This window comes from Mesorhizobium sp. M0051 (assembly GCF_040323235.1).
In the GTDB taxonomy this organism is placed as follows: domain Bacteria; phylum Pseudomonadota; class Alphaproteobacteria; order Rhizobiales; family Rhizobiaceae; genus Mesorhizobium.
On record NZ_JAMYUT010000009.1, the window covers coordinates 117,497 to 137,000 of the forward strand.

16 protein-coding genes are annotated in these 19,504 nt (G+C 63.3%); 9 read left to right on the forward strand and 7 right to left on the reverse strand.

Annotated features, from left to right (window positions below; all coding sequences use genetic code 11):
* Positions 1 to 80 precede the first annotated feature (80 nt).
* The 3 genes from NKJ90_RS11880 to NKJ90_RS11890 form a co-directional block, all read right to left on the reverse strand.
* On the reverse strand, positions 81 to 2,453 hold the full coding sequence (locus NKJ90_RS11880) for an aldehyde dehydrogenase family protein (protein WP_352486118.1): 2,373 nt from the start codon (positions 2,451 to 2,453) through the stop codon (positions 81 to 83).
* 65 nt (positions 2,454 to 2,518) lie between these two features.
* The gene (gene deoC / locus NKJ90_RS11885) at positions 2,519 to 3,565 is read right to left on the reverse strand and encodes a deoxyribose-phosphate aldolase (RefSeq protein ID WP_031260758.1); all 1,047 of its coding nucleotides are present in this window, start codon (positions 3,563 to 3,565) and stop codon (positions 2,519 to 2,521) included.
* A gap of 213 nt (positions 3,566 to 3,778) precedes the next feature.
* Positions 3,779 to 4,606: a ferredoxin--NADP reductase gene (locus NKJ90_RS11890; RefSeq protein WP_023761326.1), complete on the reverse strand. Its 828-nt coding sequence runs from the start codon at positions 4,604 to 4,606 to the stop codon at positions 3,779 to 3,781.
* Positions 4,607 to 4,826: 220 nt separating this feature from the next.
* Here NKJ90_RS11890 and NKJ90_RS11895 point away from each other — a divergent pair, with 220 nt between their 5' ends.
* A complete protein-coding gene (locus NKJ90_RS11895) occupies positions 4,827 to 6,911 on the forward strand; it encodes a hydantoinase/oxoprolinase family protein (RefSeq protein ID WP_023761327.1) in 2,085 nt (694 codons plus the stop codon).
* Position 6,912: 1 nt separating this feature from the next.
* Positions 6,913 to 8,655 (forward strand): hydantoinase B/oxoprolinase family protein, encoded by a 1,743-nt coding sequence (locus NKJ90_RS11900; RefSeq protein WP_023761328.1) that lies wholly within the window; start codon positions 6,913 to 6,915, stop codon positions 8,653 to 8,655.
* Between the two features lie 195 nt (positions 8,656 to 8,850).
* Here NKJ90_RS11900 and NKJ90_RS11905 read toward each other — a convergent pair whose 3' ends face one another.
* From NKJ90_RS11905 to NKJ90_RS11915, 3 genes are all read right to left on the reverse strand, one after another.
* Positions 8,851 to 9,507 carry a methionine ABC transporter permease gene (locus NKJ90_RS11905; protein WP_023761329.1) on the reverse strand — a complete coding sequence of 219 codons (657 nt, stop codon included), beginning with the start codon at positions 9,505 to 9,507 and terminating at the stop codon, positions 8,851 to 8,853.
* Complete coding sequence (locus NKJ90_RS11910; protein ID WP_023761330.1) at positions 9,488 to 10,576, reverse strand: methionine ABC transporter ATP-binding protein; 1,089 nt, start codon at positions 10,574 to 10,576, stop codon at positions 9,488 to 9,490. The genes NKJ90_RS11905 and NKJ90_RS11910 overlap by 20 nt, the downstream gene beginning before the upstream one ends.
* An 86-nt stretch (positions 10,577 to 10,662) precedes the next feature.
* Complete coding sequence (locus tag NKJ90_RS11915; protein WP_023761331.1) at positions 10,663 to 11,517, reverse strand: MetQ/NlpA family lipoprotein; 855 nt, start codon at positions 11,515 to 11,517, stop codon at positions 10,663 to 10,665.
* 464 nt (positions 11,518 to 11,981) lie between these two features.
* Between NKJ90_RS11915 and NKJ90_RS11920 the strand changes: the two genes are divergently transcribed.
* From NKJ90_RS11920 to NKJ90_RS11950, 7 genes are read left to right on the forward strand one after another with little or no spacing between them, the layout of a single operon-like run.
* Positions 11,982 to 12,470 (forward strand): hypothetical protein, encoded by a 489-nt coding sequence (locus NKJ90_RS11920; protein ID WP_023761332.1) that lies wholly within the window; start codon positions 11,982 to 11,984, stop codon positions 12,468 to 12,470.
* 33 nt (positions 12,471 to 12,503) lie between these two features.
* Positions 12,504 to 12,728 (forward strand): hypothetical protein, encoded by a 225-nt coding sequence (locus NKJ90_RS11925; protein ID WP_352486119.1) that lies wholly within the window; start codon positions 12,504 to 12,506, stop codon positions 12,726 to 12,728.
* Positions 12,725 to 13,933, forward strand: a complete 1,209-nt coding sequence (locus NKJ90_RS11930) for an ABC transporter substrate-binding protein (RefSeq protein ID WP_023761334.1) — start codon at positions 12,725 to 12,727, stop codon at positions 13,931 to 13,933. Before NKJ90_RS11925 ends, NKJ90_RS11930 begins: the two co-directional genes overlap by 4 nt.
* An 11-nt stretch (positions 13,934 to 13,944) precedes the next feature.
* Positions 13,945 to 14,724 (forward strand): ABC transporter ATP-binding protein, encoded by a 780-nt coding sequence (locus NKJ90_RS11935; RefSeq protein WP_023761335.1) that lies wholly within the window; start codon positions 13,945 to 13,947, stop codon positions 14,722 to 14,724.
* Positions 14,717 to 15,427 (forward strand): ABC transporter ATP-binding protein, encoded by a 711-nt coding sequence (locus tag NKJ90_RS11940; protein ID WP_023761336.1) that lies wholly within the window; start codon positions 14,717 to 14,719, stop codon positions 15,425 to 15,427. Before NKJ90_RS11935 ends, NKJ90_RS11940 begins: the two co-directional genes overlap by 8 nt.
* Before the next feature lie 7 nt (positions 15,428 to 15,434).
* Positions 15,435 to 16,322, forward strand: coding sequence for a branched-chain amino acid ABC transporter permease (locus tag NKJ90_RS11945; protein ID WP_023761337.1), 888 nt, complete (start codon positions 15,435 to 15,437; stop codon positions 16,320 to 16,322).
* 22 nt (positions 16,323 to 16,344) lie between these two features.
* The gene (locus NKJ90_RS11950) at positions 16,345 to 17,337 is read left to right on the forward strand and encodes a branched-chain amino acid ABC transporter permease (protein ID WP_031260760.1); all 993 of its coding nucleotides are present in this window, start codon (positions 16,345 to 16,347) and stop codon (positions 17,335 to 17,337) included.
* 108 nt (positions 17,338 to 17,445) lie between these two features.
* Here the strand turns inward: NKJ90_RS11950 and NKJ90_RS11955 are convergent, their stop codons facing one another.
* Positions 17,446 to 19,428, reverse strand: a complete 1,983-nt coding sequence (locus tag NKJ90_RS11955) for a BTAD domain-containing putative transcriptional regulator (protein WP_352486120.1) — start codon at positions 19,426 to 19,428, stop codon at positions 17,446 to 17,448.
* Between the last annotated feature and the right edge of the window lie 76 nt (positions 19,429 to 19,504).

Genomic DNA, 19,504 nt, shown 5'->3' on the forward strand with positions numbered 1-19,504 from the left:
AAAGATGTTTTTTCTCGTTAAAGAACATGCATCCGGGCGTCAAGTCCGAATACGATCACCATCGCGGACAGCCACATGGCTCAATCCCCGTAAGGCACCCAGACATTCTTGACCTCGACGGCGCGGCGCAGGAAAGCATCGCCGGCGGCCTCGTCGGACGCCCAGTCGAGGCCGCGGCCATTGCCGCTCCAGACCCGCTTGAGGTTGCCGATGGAGTCGGCCTCCGCCTTGGCGCAGGTCTCGGCATCGGCGAACACCCACAGCCCGTCGACGTCGTCGTGCTTGGCCAGCACGCCGGCAAGTTCCGCCGTGCGGCCGGTGACGATGTTGATGGCGCCGGCCGGAACGTCGGAATATTCGATGACCTGATAGAGGTCCGTGGCCAGCAGCGGGTATTTTTCCGAAGGCACCGCGACCACCGTGTTGCCCATGGCCAGCGCCGGTGCGACCAGCGAGATCAGGCCGAGCAGCGGCGAGGTGTCAGGCGCGACGATGCCGACGACGCCGACCGGCTCGTGCAGGGCCAATGTCACGGCACGCGCCGGCGGCTGGTGCACGCGGCCCTCGAACTTGTCGGCAAGGCCGGCATAGAGGAACAGCCGCTCGATCGACTGGTCGACCTCCTCGCGCGCGGCCTTGGCGGTGACGCCCGTGAGCTGCACGAGGCGCGCCGAGAACTCGTCGGCACGGCCGGAAAGATTTTCAGCCAGATAATAAAGCACCTGGGACCTGTTATAGGCGGTCGCATCCGGCCAGCCCTTGCAGGCGCGGGCCGCAGAGACGGCATCGCGGATATCCTTGCGGCTGCCTAGCCCGACCTCGCCTGCAAGCTTGCCCTTGGCGGTGGCGACCGCCAGCGAGTAATTGCCGTCCGGCCGAATTTGCTTGCCGCCGATGAACAGCTTTGCCGTGCGGTCGATGGCCGAACCGTCCGCCTGCTCGACGGGCGGCGCCGAGATCGTCGCCGGCTTGATGACCGGGCCAAGCGGCAGTTTCGCCGTGAGATATTCGAACATGCCTTCCCGCCCACCCTCGCGGCCGAAACCGCTTTCGCGGTAGCCGCCAAAACCACAGGCGGCGTCGAACATGTTGGTGCCGTTGACCCAGACGACGCCGGCCTTCAGTTGCGGCGCGACATGCAAAGCGAGATTGACGTTCTCGCTCCATACCGAGGCGGCGAGCCCATAGCGCGTGTTGTTGGCGAGCTCGATTGCTTCCTCGGTGTTGCGGAAGGTCATGGTCGCCAGCACCGGGCCGAACACTTCCTCTTGAGCAAGAATATTAGCCGGCGAAACACTGGTGGCGAGTGTCGGCAGGTGATAATGGCCGGAGGACGGCAGCGCCGCATCCGGCTGCCAGCAGACCGCGCCTTGTCTGGCTCCTTCGGCGACCAGACCCTTGACCCGGTCGAGCTGGGTCAAATCGACCAGCGGGCCGATATCGGTGTTCTTGTCCAGCGGGCTGCCCACACGCAGTCGGCTCATTCGCGTCTTGACCTTGGCGATCAGGGCGTCGGCGATGCCTTCCTGGACCAACAGGCGCGAGCCGGCGCAGCAGACCTGGCCCTGGTTGAACCAGATGCCGTCGACCAGGCCTTCGACGGCGCTGTCGAGATCGGCGTCCTCGAAGACGATGAAGGCCGACTTGCCGCCGAGTTCCAGCGACAGTTTCTTGCCCGAGCCGGCGGTTGCCTTGCGGATGATCTTGCCGACCTCGGATGAGCCGGTGAAGGCGATCTTCTGGACGCCGGGATGGTTGACGATGGCGGCGCCCGCTTCCGGGCCGCCCTGAACGATGTTGACGACGCCTTTCGGCACGCCGGCGCGCTCGCAGATCTCGGCGAACAGGATCGATGTCAGCGGCGTGAACTCGGCCGGCTTCAGTACCACCGTACAACCCGCGGCGAGCGCCGGCGCGATCTTCCAGGCCAGCATCAGCAGCGGAAAGTTCCACGGGATGATCTGGCCGACGACGCCGACACCCTTGTGACCGGGGAAATCCCTGTCCAGCGCCTGTGCCCAGCCGGCATGGTGGATGAAATGACGGATCGCCAGCGGCACGTCGATATCGCGGCTTTCGCGGATCGGCTTGCCATTGTCGATTGTCTCAAGCACCGCGAACAGGCGCTGATGGCGCTGCATGGCACGGCCGATGGCATAAAGCACTTTCGCCCTGACATAGCCTGAACTGGCGCTCCACTTGGGCAGCGCCTTGGCGGCCGCCGCAACCGCCGCGTCGATATCGGTGGCCCTGGCGTCGGAGACTTTGGCCAGCAGCTTGCCGGAGGATGGCTCGCTGGTCTCGAAGCTCTTGCCGCCGGATGCGGCCTTCCAGGTACCATCGATGAACAGCGCCTTGGAAAAGTCGCGGGCGGCAAGCCAGGCATCGGCCTCGTTGCGGGCTTCCGGCGCCGGGCCGTAATCCATGGCGTGATAGCGGTCGAGAATGTTCATCAGGTGCCTCCTTCACCCTCCCTGCAGGGAGGGGTCGATCGGCAAGGCCGATCGGGGTGGGGTGCTCAAGCCATTGCGTGGCGATGATTGGCCGAATAGTGACCGGTCAAGTGATGTTCGAGCTGACGCTCGATGTCGGTCAAGAGGCTGGACGCACCGAAGCGGAACAGGTCCGGTTCCAGCCACGGCCGGCCGAGTTCTTCCTTCATCAGCACCAGCCAGTCGAGCGAAGCCTTGGCGGTGGAAATGCCGCCAGCCGGCTTGAAGCCGATGAGATAGCCGGTTTCCTCGAAATAGGCCCTGATGGCGCGCACCATGGCGAGGCCGACGGGCAACGTCGCGTTGACGCTTTCCTTGCCGGTCGAGGTCTTGATGAAATCGGCGCCCGCCATCATCGCCACCATCGAAGCCAGCATGACATTGCGCAGCGTGGCGAGGTCGCCGGTGCCGAGGATGACTTTTAGATGCGCGTCACCGCAGGCGGCGCGCATCGAGACGATCTCATTGTAAAGCTCCCGCCACTTGGCACCGAACACCAGGCCGCGCGGAATGACGACATCGATCTCGTCGGCGCCGTCGCGGACCGAAGCCTCGATCTCCTGCAGGCGGGTGGTGAGCGGTGCAAGGCCATGCGGAAAGGCGGTTGAAACGGCGGCGACATGGATGCCGGTGCCGCGCACGGCCTCGACGGCGGTGGCGACGAAGGGATGGTAGACGCAGACGGCGGCCGGGTGGATCTTTTCATCGGCTATGCCGAGACCCTCGGCGATGTCGCGGCGGAACGGGTTGATCGCCTTGGCGCAGAGGCGGCGCACGCGCTCCTCGGTGTCGTTGGAGTTCAGCGTCGTCAGATCCATGCAGGCGACGGCGCGCAGCAGCCAGGCCGCCTGGTTGTCGGCCTTGATCGAGCGCCGCTTGGTCAGGCTGGCGACGCGCCGTTCCAGCGCCGAACGGTTGACGCTGCGCACCGATTCCATGAAGCCGAGGTCGAGCTTCATGCCGGGATTGCGCGCGATGCGATGGTCCGGCGGAACGGCTGTGTTGGCGGCGGCACGCGCGGGCAACGGTGTCACCTTGGTGCCGAGATCGGCTTCGCGGATTGTGCTGCTCATCTCCTGCCCTTTCATTCAGCGGCGTGCGCTTATGCCTTGGCGCGTATCGCTTTCCCAAGACCGCTCGACCCTTTTGGACGATACGCACGAAGATAGCTCGCGAAGTTATACTTCACGAGTCCTGTGGGCCGTCATAGCTGAAAAAGGCTACCGGAGCAGCTGATTTTTGACCGCATGGTCAAAATGTAAAATTAAGATGTCGCCGGCCCAGGCCTAGCCGACGAAGGCGCGCTCGACGACGAAGGTCGCCGGATGGCTCAGCGAGCCTTCGACGAAGCCGAGGCTTTCGGCCAGTTCCTTGACATCCTTCAGCATGTGCATCGAGCCGCAGATCATGATGCGGTCGGTTTCCGGATTGAGCTTGTCGATGCCGAGATCGCTGTAGAACTTGCCGGAACCGATCAGCGCCGTGATGCGGCCCATGCGCGGCGATTCTTCGCGGGTCGTGGAATTGTAGAGCGTGACGCGGCCGGCGGTCAGCTCGCCGATCAACGGGTCGCTCTCCAGTGCAGCGACCAACTCCTGGCCATAGGTCAGTTCGGCATTGTCGCGGCAAGTGTGGGTCAGGATCAACTGATCGAACTTCTCGTAGGTATCGGGATCGCGCAGCAGGCTGGCGAAGGGCGCGATGCCGGTGCCGGTCGAGATCATGAACAGCCGCTTGGCCGGGGTCAGCGCGTCGACCACCAGCGTACCGGTCGACTTCTGGCGCATGATGACCGTGTCGCCGACCTGGATCTTCTGCAGTTCCGAGGTCAACGGGCCGTCCGGCACCTTGATCGAGAAGAATTCCAGCTCTTCGTCCCAGGCCGGGCTTGCCACCGAATAGGCGCGGTACACCGGCTTCTCGGCATTGGGCAGGCCGATCATGACGAACTCGCCGGAGCGGAAGCGCAGCGACTGCGGGCGGGTGATCCGGAACGAGAACAGCCGGTCGGTGTAGTGCTTCACCGAGACGACGGTTTCGGCGTAGACATTGGCCGGAATCGGGAATTGCAGCGGGCGGGCGCCGACGGTGTTGAGAGCGGTTGTGGTGTTCATCAAATCCAACCTTCTGGCCCAACTGTGGATGCGGGCGCCAAACTTTCACCTGCGCGCCCGAACCATTCAGGTCCCGGCGTGCTGTTCGCACACTCCAAAGCGGCAAGCTCTTGTGTCCCGAATTTATTAGTATACAAACGATATTTGCGTCAAGATGCTCCCTTAAAACAGCTTTCCAAACTGACGCATATCCGTAGTCCGCGCATTTCGGGTTTCGATGATGGAAGAGAATTTTTCGGCGCAAGCGCATGATTCCCTGGGAAATGTCGTTGCCGGTATCGATGTCGGCGGCACCTTCACCGATCTGCTCCTGATCGACGGACGCGACGGTGGCAGGGTGTATCTAGCCAAGACCCCGACCACGGTCGACAACCAGGCGTTCGGCGTCGTTTCGGCGCTCGGCGCCACCGGATTTGCCATCGACGGCATCGATCTCATCGTGCACGGCACGACCACCACAACCAATGCGGTGCTCGAACGCCGGCTGGCGAAAACCGGCATGATCACGACGCGCGGCTTTCGCGACGTGATCGAGCTTGGCCGACGCACGCGGCCGCAGGCCTATGGCATGACCGGCAGCTTCGTGCCGATCATTCCGCGCAATCTGCGGCTCGAGGTCTCGGAGCGCGTCGAGGCGTCGGGCGCGATACGCACGCCGCTCGACGAGGCCGAGATGCGTGACGCCGTGAAGACGCTGATCGCGGCCGGCTGCGAATCCCTCGTCATCCATTTTCTGCATTCCTACGCCAACCCGATGCATGAGCGCCGCGCCGCCGAAATCGCCGCCGAACTCTGGCCGAACGGCTACATCACCGCAGGCCATGCGCTGCTGTCGGAAGCGCGGGAATTCGAGCGGGGCGTCACCGCCTCGGTCAACGCCTCCGTACAGCCGATCCTCGAGCGCTACGTCGAGCGGCTGCGCAAGGAATTGGGCGCAAAAGGCTATGCCCGCGACTTCCTGATCATGAACGGCAATGGCGGCATGATCTCGGCCCGTTTCGTCACACGTGAATCAGCCAAGACGGTGATGTCCGGTCCGGCATCGGGTGTCATCGCCGCTGCCTATACGGGCAAGCGCGCCGGCTTCGAAAACCTCGTCACCTATGACATGGGCGGCACCTCCACCGACGTGGCGCTGATCCGCAATGCCGAGCCGGCTGTGTCGAACGAGATCGAGATCGAATACGCGATGCCGATCCACGTGCCGATGGTGGCGGTGCACACGGTCGGCGCCGGCGGCGGCTCGATCGCGCGCGTCGATGCGGCCGGCCTGATCCAGATCGGCCCGGAAAGTGCCGGCGCCAATCCGGGCCCGATCTGCTATGGACGCGGCGGCTTGGAGCCGACCATCACCGACGCCAATCTGGTGCTCGGCCGGTTGGCGCCGAAGAAATTGCTGGCGGTCGAAAACCCGGTCACATCAGAGCGCGTCACCGGCATATTCGAGGACAAGATAGGCAAGGCGACCGGCCTGTCCGGGGTCGAGGCGGCTGGTGCGGTGCTGCGGCTGGGCAACATGAAGATGGCCGGCGCCATCCGCATGGTCTCCGTGTCGCGCGGCCACGATCCGCGCGATTTCGCGCTGTTCGCTTTTGGCGGGGCGGGTCCGCTGCATGCGACAGCCCTTGCGCGTGAACTCGGCCTGCCCAAGGTACTGGTGCCCGCGCGTCCCGGCATAACCAACGCGCTCGGCTGCGTCGTCGCCGACCTGCGCCACGACTTCGTCAACACGATCAATCAGCCAGTCGCGGTGCTCGACGAAGTCCAGCTTCACAACCTATTGGAACGGCACCGAAACGAAGGCGAAGAGCTGATCGGCAAGGAAGCGGTGAAGCCGGAGACGATCCGCGTCACCCATTCGGCCGACATGCAGTTCGTCGGCCAGACCCACATCATCAACGTGGCGCTGCCGTCGTCATCGGTGACGCGGGCAACGCTGCAGCAGCTTTTCGAAAAGGCCTATTTCGCCCGCTTCAAAGTCGAACTGCCGGAAATCCGCGCCAATCTCGTCAATCTCAACACCTCGGTGACCGGCGTCAGGCCGGCGATCGATCTGTCGCGGTTGATCGATCCGGCGGGGCGCACCAAGACACTCGACGAGGCGCGACGCGAAATCCGGCCGGTCTGGTATGCCGGCCGCTGGCACGACACGCCGGTATACGCACGCGAAAAACTGCCGTTAGATGCGATCATCGAAGGACCGGCAATCCTCGAACAGATGGATGCCACCACTGTGCTCGAACCCGGCGACTGCGCACGCTGCGACGCCGACGGCAACATCATCATCGATATTGGCGAGGCCTGAGATGGAAAAACTCGACGCCATCACGCTTTCGGTCCTTCAGGCGGCGCTGCAGCAGGTCTGCGACGAGATGGACCTGACCTTTTCGCGCGCTGCGTTCTCGCCTGTGATCGCCGAGGCCAACGACCGCTCCGACGGCATCTATTCGGCCGTCGACGGTTCGCTGATCGCGCAAGGCAGCCAGGGCCTGCCGGTGTTCGTGGGTGTCATGCAGTATTCGACCAGGACGGTGATCGAGATGATCGCCGATGGCCGCTGCTTGGCCCCGGACCCAGGCGACATCTACATCGTCAACGATCCGTATCTCGGCGGCACCCATCTGATGGATGTGCGCTTTGCCATGCCGGTCTATCGCAATGGCAAGATATTCTGCTGGCTGTCCAACACCGGCCACTGGCCCGACATTGGCGGCTCCGTGCCGGGCGGGTTTTCCGCATCGGCAACGGCAGTCGAGCAGGAAGGGCTGCGGCTGCCGCCGGTCAAGCTGTTCAAGAAGGGCGTGTTCGACGCGGAGATCTACGCCATTATCTGCAACAACATCCGGGTCGCCGACCAGCGCATCGGCGACATCAGGGCCCAGGCCGCAGCGCTGCTGATCGGCCAGGACCGGCTCAACGGAATCCTGGATCGTTACGGCGACGAAACTGTTGTCGAGGCGATCGCCGAATTGCGTCGCCGCGCCGCCGAGCAGATGCGTGCCAACATAGTGGCCATCCCCGACGGCACCTACAGTTCCGAGGCGTTCGTCGACTCCGACGGGGTGGTCAACGAGCCGCTGACCATCGCGCTCGCCATCGAGAAGCAGGGCGATACGCTGACCTTCGATTTCTCCGGCTCGTCGAAACCGTGCGCCGGGCCGATGAACAGCGTGCTGGCGACGACCCTGTCGTCGGTCTATCTCGCCATGCGCCACATTTTCCCCGATGTGCCGATCAGCGCCGGCGCGTTTGAACCGCTGATCGTCAAGCGCCCGGAAGGCACTTTCCTCGACGCGAAATACCCGCGACCCGTATCGGGTTGCGCCGCCGAAGTGTCGCAGCGCATCGCCGAGGCGGTGTTCGCGGCCATGGTGCAGGCAGTGCCGGACAAGGTGACGGCGGCCCCGGCCGGCTCCAGCGGCAATTTCGCGCTCGGCGGCAACGACCCGGCGCGCGGCCGCGACTACGTCATGTACCAGATCTCCGGCGGCGGCTATGGCGGCAATTCAAGTCATGACGGCTTGACCAATGGCTGCTCGACCATCGGCATCTCCAAGTCGCCGCCGGTCGAGATCATGGAACAGGCATTCCCGGTGCTCTACCGCCACTATGCCTTGCGCGAAGGCTCGGGCGGCGCCGGCAAGCATCGCGGCGGCTTTGGCCTAGCTTATGAGGTTGAGATCCTGCGCGGCGACGCGCGCGCCTCCTTCGTCATGGATCACGGCCGTTTCGGCCCGCAAGGCGCACTCGGCGGTGAGGACGGCGCGGTCAACACCGTTACCGTTTTCCGCAATGGCGAGGAACATGTACCACTGCATCTGTCCAAGGAGCAGGACATCGCGCTGAAAGCGGGAGATCGGGTCAGGGTCGGCACGCCGGGTGGTGGCGGCTATGGCGATCCGCGCGAGCGGGATGCCGATCTGGTGCTGCGCGATGTGGCGCTGGGATATTATACGCCTGCGGAAGCCAGCGAAAAATTCGGCGTCGTCCTGTCGGTGGGCGAGCTCGCGGTCGACCGGAAGGCGACGGACAAGCAGCGCGCCCGCTAACAGCGAAACGACCGAAAAGACGGATGTTCGAGATCGCCGTTGAGCGCAAGAAGTCTGCGGGCTTCAAGGCGCGCGGCGGAGACGGAAACGAGATGGACATCAAAGGGCCGGATGCCGCGACGCCGCTTCGCGGCTGCTCCGCCCGTGGACGACGAAGTTGGGGAAGCCTCGGCCAATCCCAACTACCGGCTCCGCTTACCCCCGCCGATCCAGCCGCGCCACAAGCCTGTCCCCCACCCACTGGATGCCGCAGACCAGGATGATCAGTACGATGACCACGGCGATCATGACTGACGTCTCAAAACGTTGGTAACCGTAGCGGATGGCGAGGTCGCCGAGGCCGCCGGCGCCGATGGCGCCGGCCATGGCCGAGGCGCCGATCAGGGTCACCAGCGTCACGGTGAAGCCGGCGACGATGCCGGGCAGGGCTTCGGGCACTAGCACCTCGCGGATGATCGTCCAGCGATTGCCGCCCATGGCGCGGGCCGCTTCGATCAAACCATGATCGACCTCGCGCAGCGACACTTCTGCGATGCGCGCGTAATAGGGCGTGGCGGCGATCGACAGCGGCACGATCGCCGCCCATGTGCCGATCGAGGTGCCCACGATCAGTCGTGTCACCGGGATCAGCGCCACCAGAAGGATGATGAAGGGCACCGAGCGGAAGCCGTTGATGACGGCACCCAGCGCGCGATTCACCCACAGGCTTTCGGCAATGCCGCCGCGTTCGGTGGCAATCAAGGCCAGGCCGAGCGGCAGGCCGAAGACCAGCGAGATGAGGCCGGAGGCGGCCGTCATCAGCACCGTCTCCCAGATCGAACGCAGCAGAAGCTCAAACAGGATTGGCGACATGGCCAAGCACCTCCACCCGCGTCTGGCGGGCCTTCAGGAATGTGATGATGTCGGCGAGACGATTTGCATCGCTGCCGGGAACCGAAAGGAACAGCGTCCCGACCGGCTGCTGCTGGATGTGGTCGATGCCGCCATGGACGAGGCGGAAGGCACCTGGAACAGCCGTGGCAAGGTCGGACAGCAGCGGGCCGCTTGCCGCTTCGCCGGCCACATCGACGCGCAGGATCGTCTCCGCGCCGGCCGCCGGCAGCAGCCGGGCCGCCAGTTCGGCCGGAAGCTGCGGCCGGATGGCGCCGAGCAGGCTCCGCGTAATCTCGGAGCGCGGATCGGCAAACACCGACCAGACCGGCCCTTCCTCGACGATGCGCCCGGCGTCGATCACCGCCACCCGGTCGGCGATCGAGCGGATCACCTCCATTTCGTGGGTGATCAAAAGGATGGTCAGGCCAAGCCGCCGGTTGATGTCTTTCAGCAGGGCAAGGATCGACCGCGTCGTCTCCGGATCGAGCGCCGATGTGGCCTCGTCCGATAGCAACAGCGCCGGGCGCGCCGCAAGCGCCCTGGCGATGCCGACGCGCTGCTTCTGGCCACCCGACAGCAAGGCCGGATAGGCTTTGGCTTTCTCCGACAGGCCGACGAGATCGAGCAGCTCGGCCGCGCGCGCCAGCCGCTCGGCCTTCGGGCGGCCTTCGATCTTGAGCGGCAGCGCTACATTGTCCTCGACGGTCTTGGCCGACAGCAGGTTGAAATGCTGGAAGATCATGCCGATGCGCCGGCGCAGCGGCTGCAGGTCGCGCTCGCCGAGCCGGCCGATCTCGCGGCCCTCGATGAACACGCCGCCCGAATCGGGCCGCTCCAGGCCGTTCAGGCAGCGGATCAGCGTCGACTTGCCGGCGCCGCTGCGACCGATAATGCCGAGGATCTCGCCCTTGCGCACCGTCAGCGAGATACCGTCGAGCGCTGCCGTGACACCGAAGCGGCGTTTAAGCTCGACAAGGCGCACGACATCTTGCTGTGTTGCGCCGGCCTGCTCCGCGGTCTCGACGGTCGAGGTAAAGTGCTGGTTCATGGGCGGATCCTGAAAATACGAGTGCGGACCGCGCGTGGCGCGGACCGCCTTGCTGTCAAAGCAGACGCTTGAGCGCCTGTATGTCCTCAATAGGCGCTGAGGCCGGTGCCCTTGTAGACCTTGTCGAACTCGGCTTTCACCGCCTCGTTCTGGTACGAAGCCACCAGCGTTTTCACCCAGGCCTCATTCTCGTTGCCGGACTTCACCGCGATGAAGTTGCGGTACGGATTGTCGGCAATGGGCTCCTGCGCGATGCGGTTTTCCGGCGTCAGGCCGCTTTTTAGCGCCCAATCGGTGTTGACCACGGCAGCGTCGAGATCCTCAACCGAGCGTCCAACGATGCCTGCGTCCAACTCCTTGATTTGGACCTTCTTGGGATTTTCCGCGATGTCGGCAGTGGTGGCCAAGATGCCGGTGGCGTCTTTCAGCTTGACCACGCCTTCATTCTGCAAGACGCGCAGCGCCCGGCCTTCATTGGAGGGGTCGTTCGGAACGCCGATGACCGCGCCCTCGGGCAGCTCGGCGACCTTGGTGTACTTCTTCGAGTAGAGACCGATCGGCCATACGCCGGTGTAGCCGACGCGGACGATGTGATACCCTTGAGTCTTGATCTGGTTGTCGAGATAGGGCTGGTGCTGGAAGGCGTTGGCGTCGATCTCGCCACGCTCCAGCGCCTCGTTGGGTTGGGTGTAGTCGTTGAACACCACGGTCTCGATGGCGAGGCCCTTTTCGGCAGCCTGGGCGACGACGACCCGCCACACATCCTCGTCTTCGCCGCTGATGATGCCGACCTTGATCGCCTTCTTGTCTTCGGCGAACGACGCGCCGGGCGCCAACAGGCTGCCAATCGCGACGGCCGAGGCAAACAGCAGAGCAAGGCCACTGCGCCGGCTTAGGGGTGACCAGAGGGAAGAGGGCGAAGTGTTTTTGAAGTCGGTCATGATTGATCTCTGCGGTTGTGAAGTCATCGCGGCCAGGCGGACTGCCTAAGCCTTGGTCGCATCGTCATAAATTCTATCGATTCTATCAAAGAACGCATTTCGCCGTTCCCACCACAGCCAGGAATATTCTCTCAAAAATTTCAACGAAGAGAGAACAGGACGGCTTCGGCCGACCGCAGCGGTGCACACAGCATCGACGACCCGCCGCCTTTTACGATTCTTTCGCACGAGTGGGAGACGCCCGGCCGCTGGTGGCGGAAGCAGTTGCGGGGGCGGTGACCGGATGATCATGGATGCGACCCTTGCGGCTCACGTCCGGTTTCCGACCACCACCCCGGCGCACGTCCCAGTGGCCGGCCATGATCCAGCCATGGCAACTTTTTCGTGAAGCTGCACGGGTTGATCCGATAGCCTGTTTGCCTAGGTAAAGAAGCGGCGGGGGCCATGCAAATCCGACAGTCGGTATGACATTTTCCTCGATTCGAAAGCTCGCCATTCCTGTTCTCTTCGCCGGTATCCTGTCTTCCTGCGTCGTTCCCGACGATACGTCACGCATGGCCAAGGCTGACCCCACAGCGTCGGCGGCCCGCAAGGAGATGGTCGGTCTCAGCGAAGCCGACGTTCGAATGTGCGCCGGGTTTCCGACCGCCACCGCGGACGCTGGCCGCTCGGGCCAGATTTGGACCTACAAGCGCATCGTTCAGCGCGGCAATCTAAGCATTGTCGTTCCAACCCTGGCGGTCGGCGCGATCCCGGCGGTCGGCGGTTCCGTCAATGTCGCTCCCGGCGGTTATTGCGACACGCAAATTCGCATGGTCGACGGCCGCGTCGCCGAAGTCGCCTACGCCGGCGACAACAATCTGCCGAACAGGCGCGACGCGCTATGCGTCAGCACGGTGGATGCCTGTGTTGCCTATGCCCGCCAACACAGTCAAAGGCCGGCGGCCAGATAGCCGGCAGCAACCAAACCGCGACGGCAGGCCGGGGTGCTCGATCTGTTGATGGAGTTGCAGCGCGCGCCCGGTGTCGCCATCCTGTATCTCGGTCTGTGTCCGCATTGTCCGCGTAATGGCGCCAAAGTGCGCCGCTTTGGCCATGAAATGCGCAGTGGCCTCTTGCCGATCATGCTCATCTTCCTAATGTTCGTCTTGCCGATGATCGATCGTGGAGGGCCGGTCGGCTTCATCGTGATGGGAGGAAGTAGACCATGAAGGCATGCTATTTCGTTTCTGCCGCCCTTCTCGCCGCTATTGCAAGCTCCGCTTCGGGTGCCGAGATTTCCGATGGCAAGGTCAAGATCGGTATCCTCAACGACCAGTCGGGCGTCTATGCCGATTTTGGCGGCAAATGGTCGGTCGAGGCCGCCAAGATGGCGGTCGAGGATTTCGGCGGCAAGGTGCAGGGAGCGCCGGTCGAAATCATCAGCGCCGACCACCAGAACAAGCCTGACATAGCCTCCAACATTGCGCGGCAGTGGTATGACACCGAACAGGTCGATGCCATCATGGAACTGACCACCTCTTCGGTCGCGCTCGCCGTCCAGGGCATTTCCAAGGAGAAGAAGAAGATCGACATCGTTACCGGTGCGGCGACCACGGAGCTGACCGGCAAGCAGTGCTCACCCTACGGTTTCCACTGGGCCTATGACACCCACTCGCAGGCGGTGGGAACCGGCGGCTCTCTGGTGCAGCAGGGCGGCGACAGCTGGTTCTTCGTTACCGTCGACTATGCATTCGGCTATTCGCTGAAGGAGCAGACCGCGAAGTTCGTCGAAAGCCACGGCGGCAAGGTGCTGGGCGAAGTGCGTTATCCCCTAGGGGCGACCGACTATTCGTCCTTCCTGCTGCAGGCGCAATCGTCGGGTGCCAAGGTCATCGGGCTGGCCAATGCCGGCCTTGATACTTCCAACTCCATCAAACAGGCCGCAGAATTCGGCATCGTCCAGGGCGGCCAACGTCTTGCCGCACTTCTCTTCACTCTGGCCGAGGTGCATGGGCTGGGCCTTCAGGCGGCGCAAGGCGTCGTGCTGACCGAGGGCTTCTACTGGGATCGCGATGACAAGAGCCGCGAATTCGCGCAGCGCTTTTCCAAGCGCACGAACCGCATGCCGAACATGATCCAGGCAGCGACATATTCGGCGGTAACGCAATACCTCAAGGCGATCGACAAGGCCGGCACCGACGAGACCGAAGCCGTCGCCAAGCAACTGCATTCGCTGCCGGTGAACGACGTCTTTACGGCCAACGGCAAGGTGCAGGCGGACGGCAACATGATCCACGACATGTATCTTTATCAGGTCAAATCGCCAGCCGAGAGCACCAAGGAGTGGGACTACTACAAATACCTCGCCACCATTCCCGGCAACGAGGCCTTCCTCAGCGAGAAGGAAAGCGGCTGTTCGACGGCCAGCCAGTGATCGGCGCGGCCATGGCGCCGCCTGAGGTGAACGCGAACGAGCCGCATGTGGTGCTTTCCGCCCGCGGGTTGCGGCGCGACTTTGCCGGCTTCGTCGCCGTCAAAAATGTCGATCTCGATGTCCGCCATGGCAACATCCATGCGCTGATCGGACCCAACGGCGCCGGCAAGACGACCGTCTTCAATCTGCTCACCAAGTTCCTGGCGCCGACCAGCGGCAGGATCGAACTGCTCGGCCACGACATCACCCGAACCTCGCCGGCCAGGGTTGCGCGCATGGGTCTGGTGCGCTCGTTCCAGATATCGGCGATTTTTCCGCACCTCAGCGTGCTCGACAATGTGCGCGTCGCGCTGCAGCGGCCGGGCGGGCTCAGCGTCCAGTTCTGGCGCTCGCTCGCGGCGCTCGATCGGCTGACGCCGCGCGCCGAGGAACTGCTGCGTTCGGTCGGTCTCGACGACGCCAGGAACAGGCTCGCCGGCGATCTCTCCTATGGCAGGAAACGCGTGCTCGAGATCGCCACGACACTGGCGCTCGATCCGAAAGTGCTGCTGCTGGACGAACCGATGGCCGGCATGGGACACGAGGACGTGGCCACGGTTTCCGACCTCATCCGCTCGGTGGCACGGGATCGCGCCGTGCTGATGGTCGAGCACAATCTGACTGTCGTGGCCGACCTTTGCGACTGGATAACGGTCATGCAGCGCGGCGAGGTGCTGGCGGCCGGCGACTACGCCACCGTCAGCCGCGACGAACGCGTGAAGGTCGCTTATATGGGTACCGCCGATGACTAGCGCCGCGCCCCTGCTTGCGGTCAGCGGTCTCAACGCCTGGTATGGCGAGGGTCACGCGCTGCACGGCGTCGATCTGGAGGTGTTTGCCGGCGAGACCGTCACGCTGCTCGGCCGCAACGGCGTCGGCAAGACGACGACGCTTCGCTCCATCATGGGGCTCATCCGCAAGCGAACCGGCCGGATCGCTTTCGACGGCAAGGATCTGATGCGGGTGCCGCTGCACCGCACCGCCCATCAAGGCATCGGCTTCGTGCCGGAGGAACGCGGCATTTTCGCGACGCTGACAGTCGACGAGAACCTGGTCTTGCCACCGGTCGTCGCCGAGGGCGGCATGAGCGTCGAGGAAATATTCGATCTCTTCCCCAATCTCAAGGAGCGGCGCAACAGTCCCGGCACCAGGCTGTCGGGCGGCGAGCAGCAGATGCTGGCGATTGCGCGCATGTTGAGAACCGGCGTGAAAATGCTGCTTCTCGACGAGCCGACGGAGGGTCTCGCCCCCGTCATCGTGCAGCGCATCGGCGAGTTGCTGGCGACGTTGAAAAAGCGCGGCATGACGATCCTGCTGGTCGAGCAGAACTTCCGCTTCGCCAGCCGCGTTGCCGACCGTTTCTATCTGATGGAGCACGGCAAGGTCGTGGCAGGATTTCCGGTCGGCGAACTGCCGGACCGCATGACGCTGCTGCACGAAGTCCTGGGTGTATGATGGCGCCATGACGATGATCTTCGGAATCCCCGTTCAGGCCTTCCTCGGCCAGTTGCTGGTCGGGCTGATCAACGGCTCGTTCTACGCCATGCTGAGCCTCGGCCTGGCCGTCATATTCGGCCTGCTGCGCGTCATCAATTTCGCCCATGGCGCCCAGTATATGTTCGGTGCCTTCGTCGGTTATCTGCTTCTCACCCATCTCGGCATCGGCTATTGGCCCGCTTTGATCCTCGCGCCGCTGATCGTCGGCGTCTTCGGCATCGTCGTCGAGCGCCTGGCACTGTCGAGGCTGTACGATCTCGATCCGCTCTACGGCCTGCTCTTCACCTTCGGTCTCGCGCTCGTGCTCGAAGGCATATTCCGCTACTATTACGGCGTCTCGGGAAACGCCTACGCCGTGCCGCCGCTGCTTTCCGGCGGCACCAATCTCGGCTTCATGTTCCTGCCCAACTATCGCGGCTGGGTGGTGGTCGCCTCGCTGATCGTCTGCTTCGGGACCTGGGCGCTGATCGAGAAGACCAGGCTGGGGTCGTACCTGCGCGCGGCAACCGAGAACCCCCGTCTCGTCCAGGCTTTCGGCGTCAACGTGCCGTTGCTGCTGACGCTGACCTATGGCCTCGGTTCAGCGCTTGCCGGGCTTGCCGGTATTCTGGCAGCACCCGTCTACCAGGTGAGCCCGCTAATGGGATCGGATCTCATCATTGTCGTCTTCGCGGTCGTCGTGGTCGGCGGCATGGGATCGATCCTCGGCGCGATCGTCACCGGCTACATGCTCGGCCTCGCCGAAGGCCTGACCAAGGTCTTTTACCCCGAGGCTTCCAACCTGGTGGTCTTCGTCATCATGGCAATCGTGCTTTTGGTCCGGCCTGCCGGCCTGTTCGGAAGGGACGCCTGAGATGCCGGGAGAGACATCCGAGATGTCGGAAGCGAGATCCGACGTGGCTGACCTGACGCTTCGCGAAACATCGGCCAGGACCTCGGCAAGGCTTGAATGGACGCTGGTCGGGCTCGGCATCGTGGCGCTGCTGGTTGCGCCTTTCCTGATCTATCCGATCTTCCTGATGAAGATGCTGTGTTTCGCGCTGTTTGCCTGCGCGTTCAATCTTCTGCTCGGCTATACCGGGCTCCTGTCGTTCGGCCACGCCACCTTCTTTGGCGGCGCCGCCTACTTCACCGCGCATGCCGTCAAGGTCTGGGGCTGGCCGCCGGAAGCGGGCATCCTGCTTGGCATGGCAGGCGCGGCCCTGCTCGGCCTTGTCATGGGCTTTTTCGCCATTCGCCGGCAAGGCATCTATTTCGCCATGATCACGCTGGCGCTGTCGCAGATGTTCTTCTTCTTCTGCGTGCAGGCGCCCTTCACGCAAGGCGAGGATGGCATCCAAGGTGTTCCCCGCGGCATCCTGCTTGGCATCCTCGACCTGAATGTCTCGCTGAACATGTATTATTTCGTGCTTGTCGTATTCCTGGTCGGCGTCTTCGCCATCTGGCGCATCGTCAATTCGCCGTTCGGCATGATCCTGCGCTCGATCCGGGAAAACGAAAACCGCGCCATTTCGCTGGGCTATTCCGTCGCCAACTACAAGCTGGGCGCCTTCGTCATGTCGGCGGCGCTGGCCGGGCTGGCCGGCTCGCTCAAGGCGATCGTCTTCCAGTTCGCCACGCTCACCGACGTCACCTGGCAGATGTCGGGCGAAGTGATCCTGATGACGCTTCTCGGCGGCATCGGCACGATGGTCGGGCCGATGATCGGCGCCAGCCTGGTCATCGGACTGGAAAACACCCTTGCCACCTCCGGCTTTCCGGTGACCATCGCCACCGGGCTGATCTTCATGGTGTGCGTGCTGATCTTCCGGCGCGGCATTGTCGGTGAATTTTACGCGCGGGTGATCAGGCGGGCGGGGAAGGAGTGAACAGTTCCGGATAGGTTTGGATGCGGTCCAGCGGTCCTGAAGGATCTGCAGGACGCGTTGCGCCCGACCATGCTGTTCATTAGCAACGATCTGCTCTTCGCGACCTCCTCAGGAGCTCGGAAGGCCAGCCCTCGACAGCATTTCAAGGAATCTCGCGTGATGATGATCCTTCACATAGCGCGGCACAAAGCCGGGGCAGACATTACCCAGGTTGAGATGCGGAAGTTGTGACAGGCAATGATGGATGGCCCGCGAGGCCTCTTCGTTGTTTCCGGTTGCCGACGCGGCAGCAGCCCAGTAGAGGGCGCCGCGAACGAATCCCGGCTTTGTCCTAACCACCCTGCGTGCGGCTTCGAGCGCCCGCCGATCGTCTCCGCCGGCGAACAGTGCAACAGCCAGGCCATGGTGACGCCAGAAGTCGATGACGTCATGCGTTCCGAGCCGGATTGCCTCGTTGGCTTCACGCACTGCTTCACCGACCTGTCCGCGCAACGCGAAGAGCATCGAAATGTCGCCACGGCCGGTCGGATAGCTCGGGTTGAGGCTGATCGCATGTTGGCACTCGGCGATCGCCTCGTCGATGCGACCGGAACTTTCGAGCGCGAAGGACAGGATGCAGCGGGCGATTTCGTCGTCAGGCACTGCCCGTACCGCTGCTTCCGCAAGCTCGACCGCACGCTCGATTTGCCCTGGCTCCCGGGGCAGCGAGCCAAACGCCACGCCCATGGAAATTAAGACCGAGAGCGTTCGCTTCGCACGAGCGTTGTCGGGACCTATCGCGACAGCATTCTCGGCAAGCTCTATCCCGACCAACAGCGAATCCCGGGTCATTTCAAAATATTTCATGAGAGCTTCGTTCACCAACCTGCGCACTTCAGGGGGACCGGGTGGGCTCTTGTCGCGGACTTTCCAGTTGGTCAGTTGAAGGTCGAGGATCACGGCCAGCACAACCGCCTGAGCGATCCTGTCCTGGAATTCGAGCGCGTTCTCGGAGTGGCCATCGAACTTCTGGGCCCAGACGTTGTGGCCGCCGGCGGCATCGACAAGCTGGATGTTCACCCTCAGCCCATTGCCGGATCTCTGGACGCTACCGCTGAGCACATATTGCGCCCGAAGCATGCCCGGGATTTTGGTTTCTTCGGCAGGGCCGTTCTTCTCCACGGGTGGAAATGCGGAAAGCACGATATAGTCGGCGACCTCGGAGAGGGCCGTGGTGATGTCCTGGACGAGTCCCTTGGCGAAAAAATCGTCGCCCTGCTTTCCGGTCAGATTGATGAAGTCGGCAACGCTGATCGATGGGTGCCCGAGGCGCTGGCTGGCTGGAACAGCATTTGCCGGCTGGGCATTTGAGGCCGTGGCGACGGCAGACAGCACGGATTGCCAAAGCGCTCGCGTCTGCGGGCCAACGTGGACGCCGAGCTCCTTCTTCAGCATGCTTCTACAGGCCTCGTATGTCCTAATCGCCCTGTCGTGTTGACCACATGCGAGGAGCAATTCCATCTTGAGCCGGTAGGATTCTTCCCGCGTCGGCTCCATGGCCAGAACACGATCGACCAGGATGACCCCGGTTTCCGCGTCGACGAGGCGGGCCAATTTTTCGAAGGCCTCAAGTGCGCGGCTCAGCAGCCTGTCGCGTTCGGATGCGACCCAGTCATCGAACCCACTGCTTCCCAGATAAAGCCCGTCGAGGAACGGCCCGGTGTAGTTCGCCAGAGCCTTTTCGAGTTCCTGCACGGAACGGGCCGAGAGGCCTGCTTCGAATTCCTCCACGTCAACTCGAACCGCGTCTGGCGCGAGGCCGATTAGGTCCCCGCGGGAATGGATAAGATCCACACCTGCGCGCGACAGATCCCGACGCAGGACACTGAGCGTTTGCCGCAGGCTATTACGCGAGTGTTCGCTATCGCTGTCACCCCAAAACAGATCAGCCAGTCTCTCCCGTGTCGCCACCATGCCTGGACACCGGGCCAGATAGGCAATGATCGCAGGACCTCTTTTCCCTGTCAGCCGGAGCGGATCCGCCGACCCATTTTCGATCCGGAAACCACCGAAGAGTGAGATTATATTGGCGCCACTGCCCTCATTTTGCATTTGCTCTTCCAGCCTGACGAAATTCTAACTCAAAACTAACGCTTCGGAACTCTAGCGCCCCGCACTCAAGCGCTGT

Bases quoted from the DNA above. Each gene is read 5' to 3' on its own strand.
- NKJ90_RS11890 (WP_023761326.1), bottom strand. From the start codon at position 4,606: ATGAACACCACAACCGCTCTCAACACCGTCGGCGCCCGCCCGCTGCAA.
- NKJ90_RS11930 (WP_023761334.1), top strand. From the start codon at position 12,725: ATGAAGGCATGCTATTTCGTTTCTGCCGCCCTTCTCGCCGCTATTGCA.
- deoC (WP_031260758.1), bottom strand. From the start codon at position 3,565: ATGAGCAGCACAATCCGCGAAGCCGATCTCGGCACCAAGGTGACACCG.
- NKJ90_RS11950 (WP_031260760.1), top strand. From the start codon at position 16,345: ATGTCGGAAGCGAGATCCGACGTGGCTGACCTGACGCTTCGCGAAACA.
- NKJ90_RS11945 (WP_023761337.1), top strand. From the start codon at position 15,435: ATGACGATGATCTTCGGAATCCCCGTTCAGGCCTTCCTCGGCCAGTTG.
- NKJ90_RS11895 (WP_023761327.1), top strand. From the start codon at position 4,827: ATGGAAGAGAATTTTTCGGCGCAAGCGCATGATTCCCTGGGAAATGTC.
- NKJ90_RS11955 (WP_352486120.1), bottom strand. From the start codon at position 19,428: ATGCAAAATGAGGGCAGTGGCGCCAATATAATCTCACTCTTCGGTGGT.
- NKJ90_RS11880 (WP_352486118.1), bottom strand. From the start codon at position 2,453: ATGAACATTCTCGACCGCTATCACGCCATGGATTACGGCCCGGCGCCG.
- NKJ90_RS11920 (WP_023761332.1), top strand. From the start codon at position 11,982: ATGACATTTTCCTCGATTCGAAAGCTCGCCATTCCTGTTCTCTTCGCC.
- NKJ90_RS11905 (WP_023761329.1), bottom strand. From the start codon at position 9,507: ATGTCGCCAATCCTGTTTGAGCTTCTGCTGCGTTCGATCTGGGAGACG.
- NKJ90_RS11900 (WP_023761328.1), top strand. From the start codon at position 6,913: ATGGAAAAACTCGACGCCATCACGCTTTCGGTCCTTCAGGCGGCGCTG.
- NKJ90_RS11915 (WP_023761331.1), bottom strand. From the start codon at position 11,517: ATGACCGACTTCAAAAACACTTCGCCCTCTTCCCTCTGGTCACCCCTA.
- NKJ90_RS11910 (WP_023761330.1), bottom strand. From the start codon at position 10,576: ATGAACCAGCACTTTACCTCGACCGTCGAGACCGCGGAGCAGGCCGGC.
- NKJ90_RS11940 (WP_023761336.1), top strand. From the start codon at position 14,717: ATGACTAGCGCCGCGCCCCTGCTTGCGGTCAGCGGTCTCAACGCCTGG.
- NKJ90_RS11935 (WP_023761335.1), top strand. From the start codon at position 13,945: ATGGCGCCGCCTGAGGTGAACGCGAACGAGCCGCATGTGGTGCTTTCC.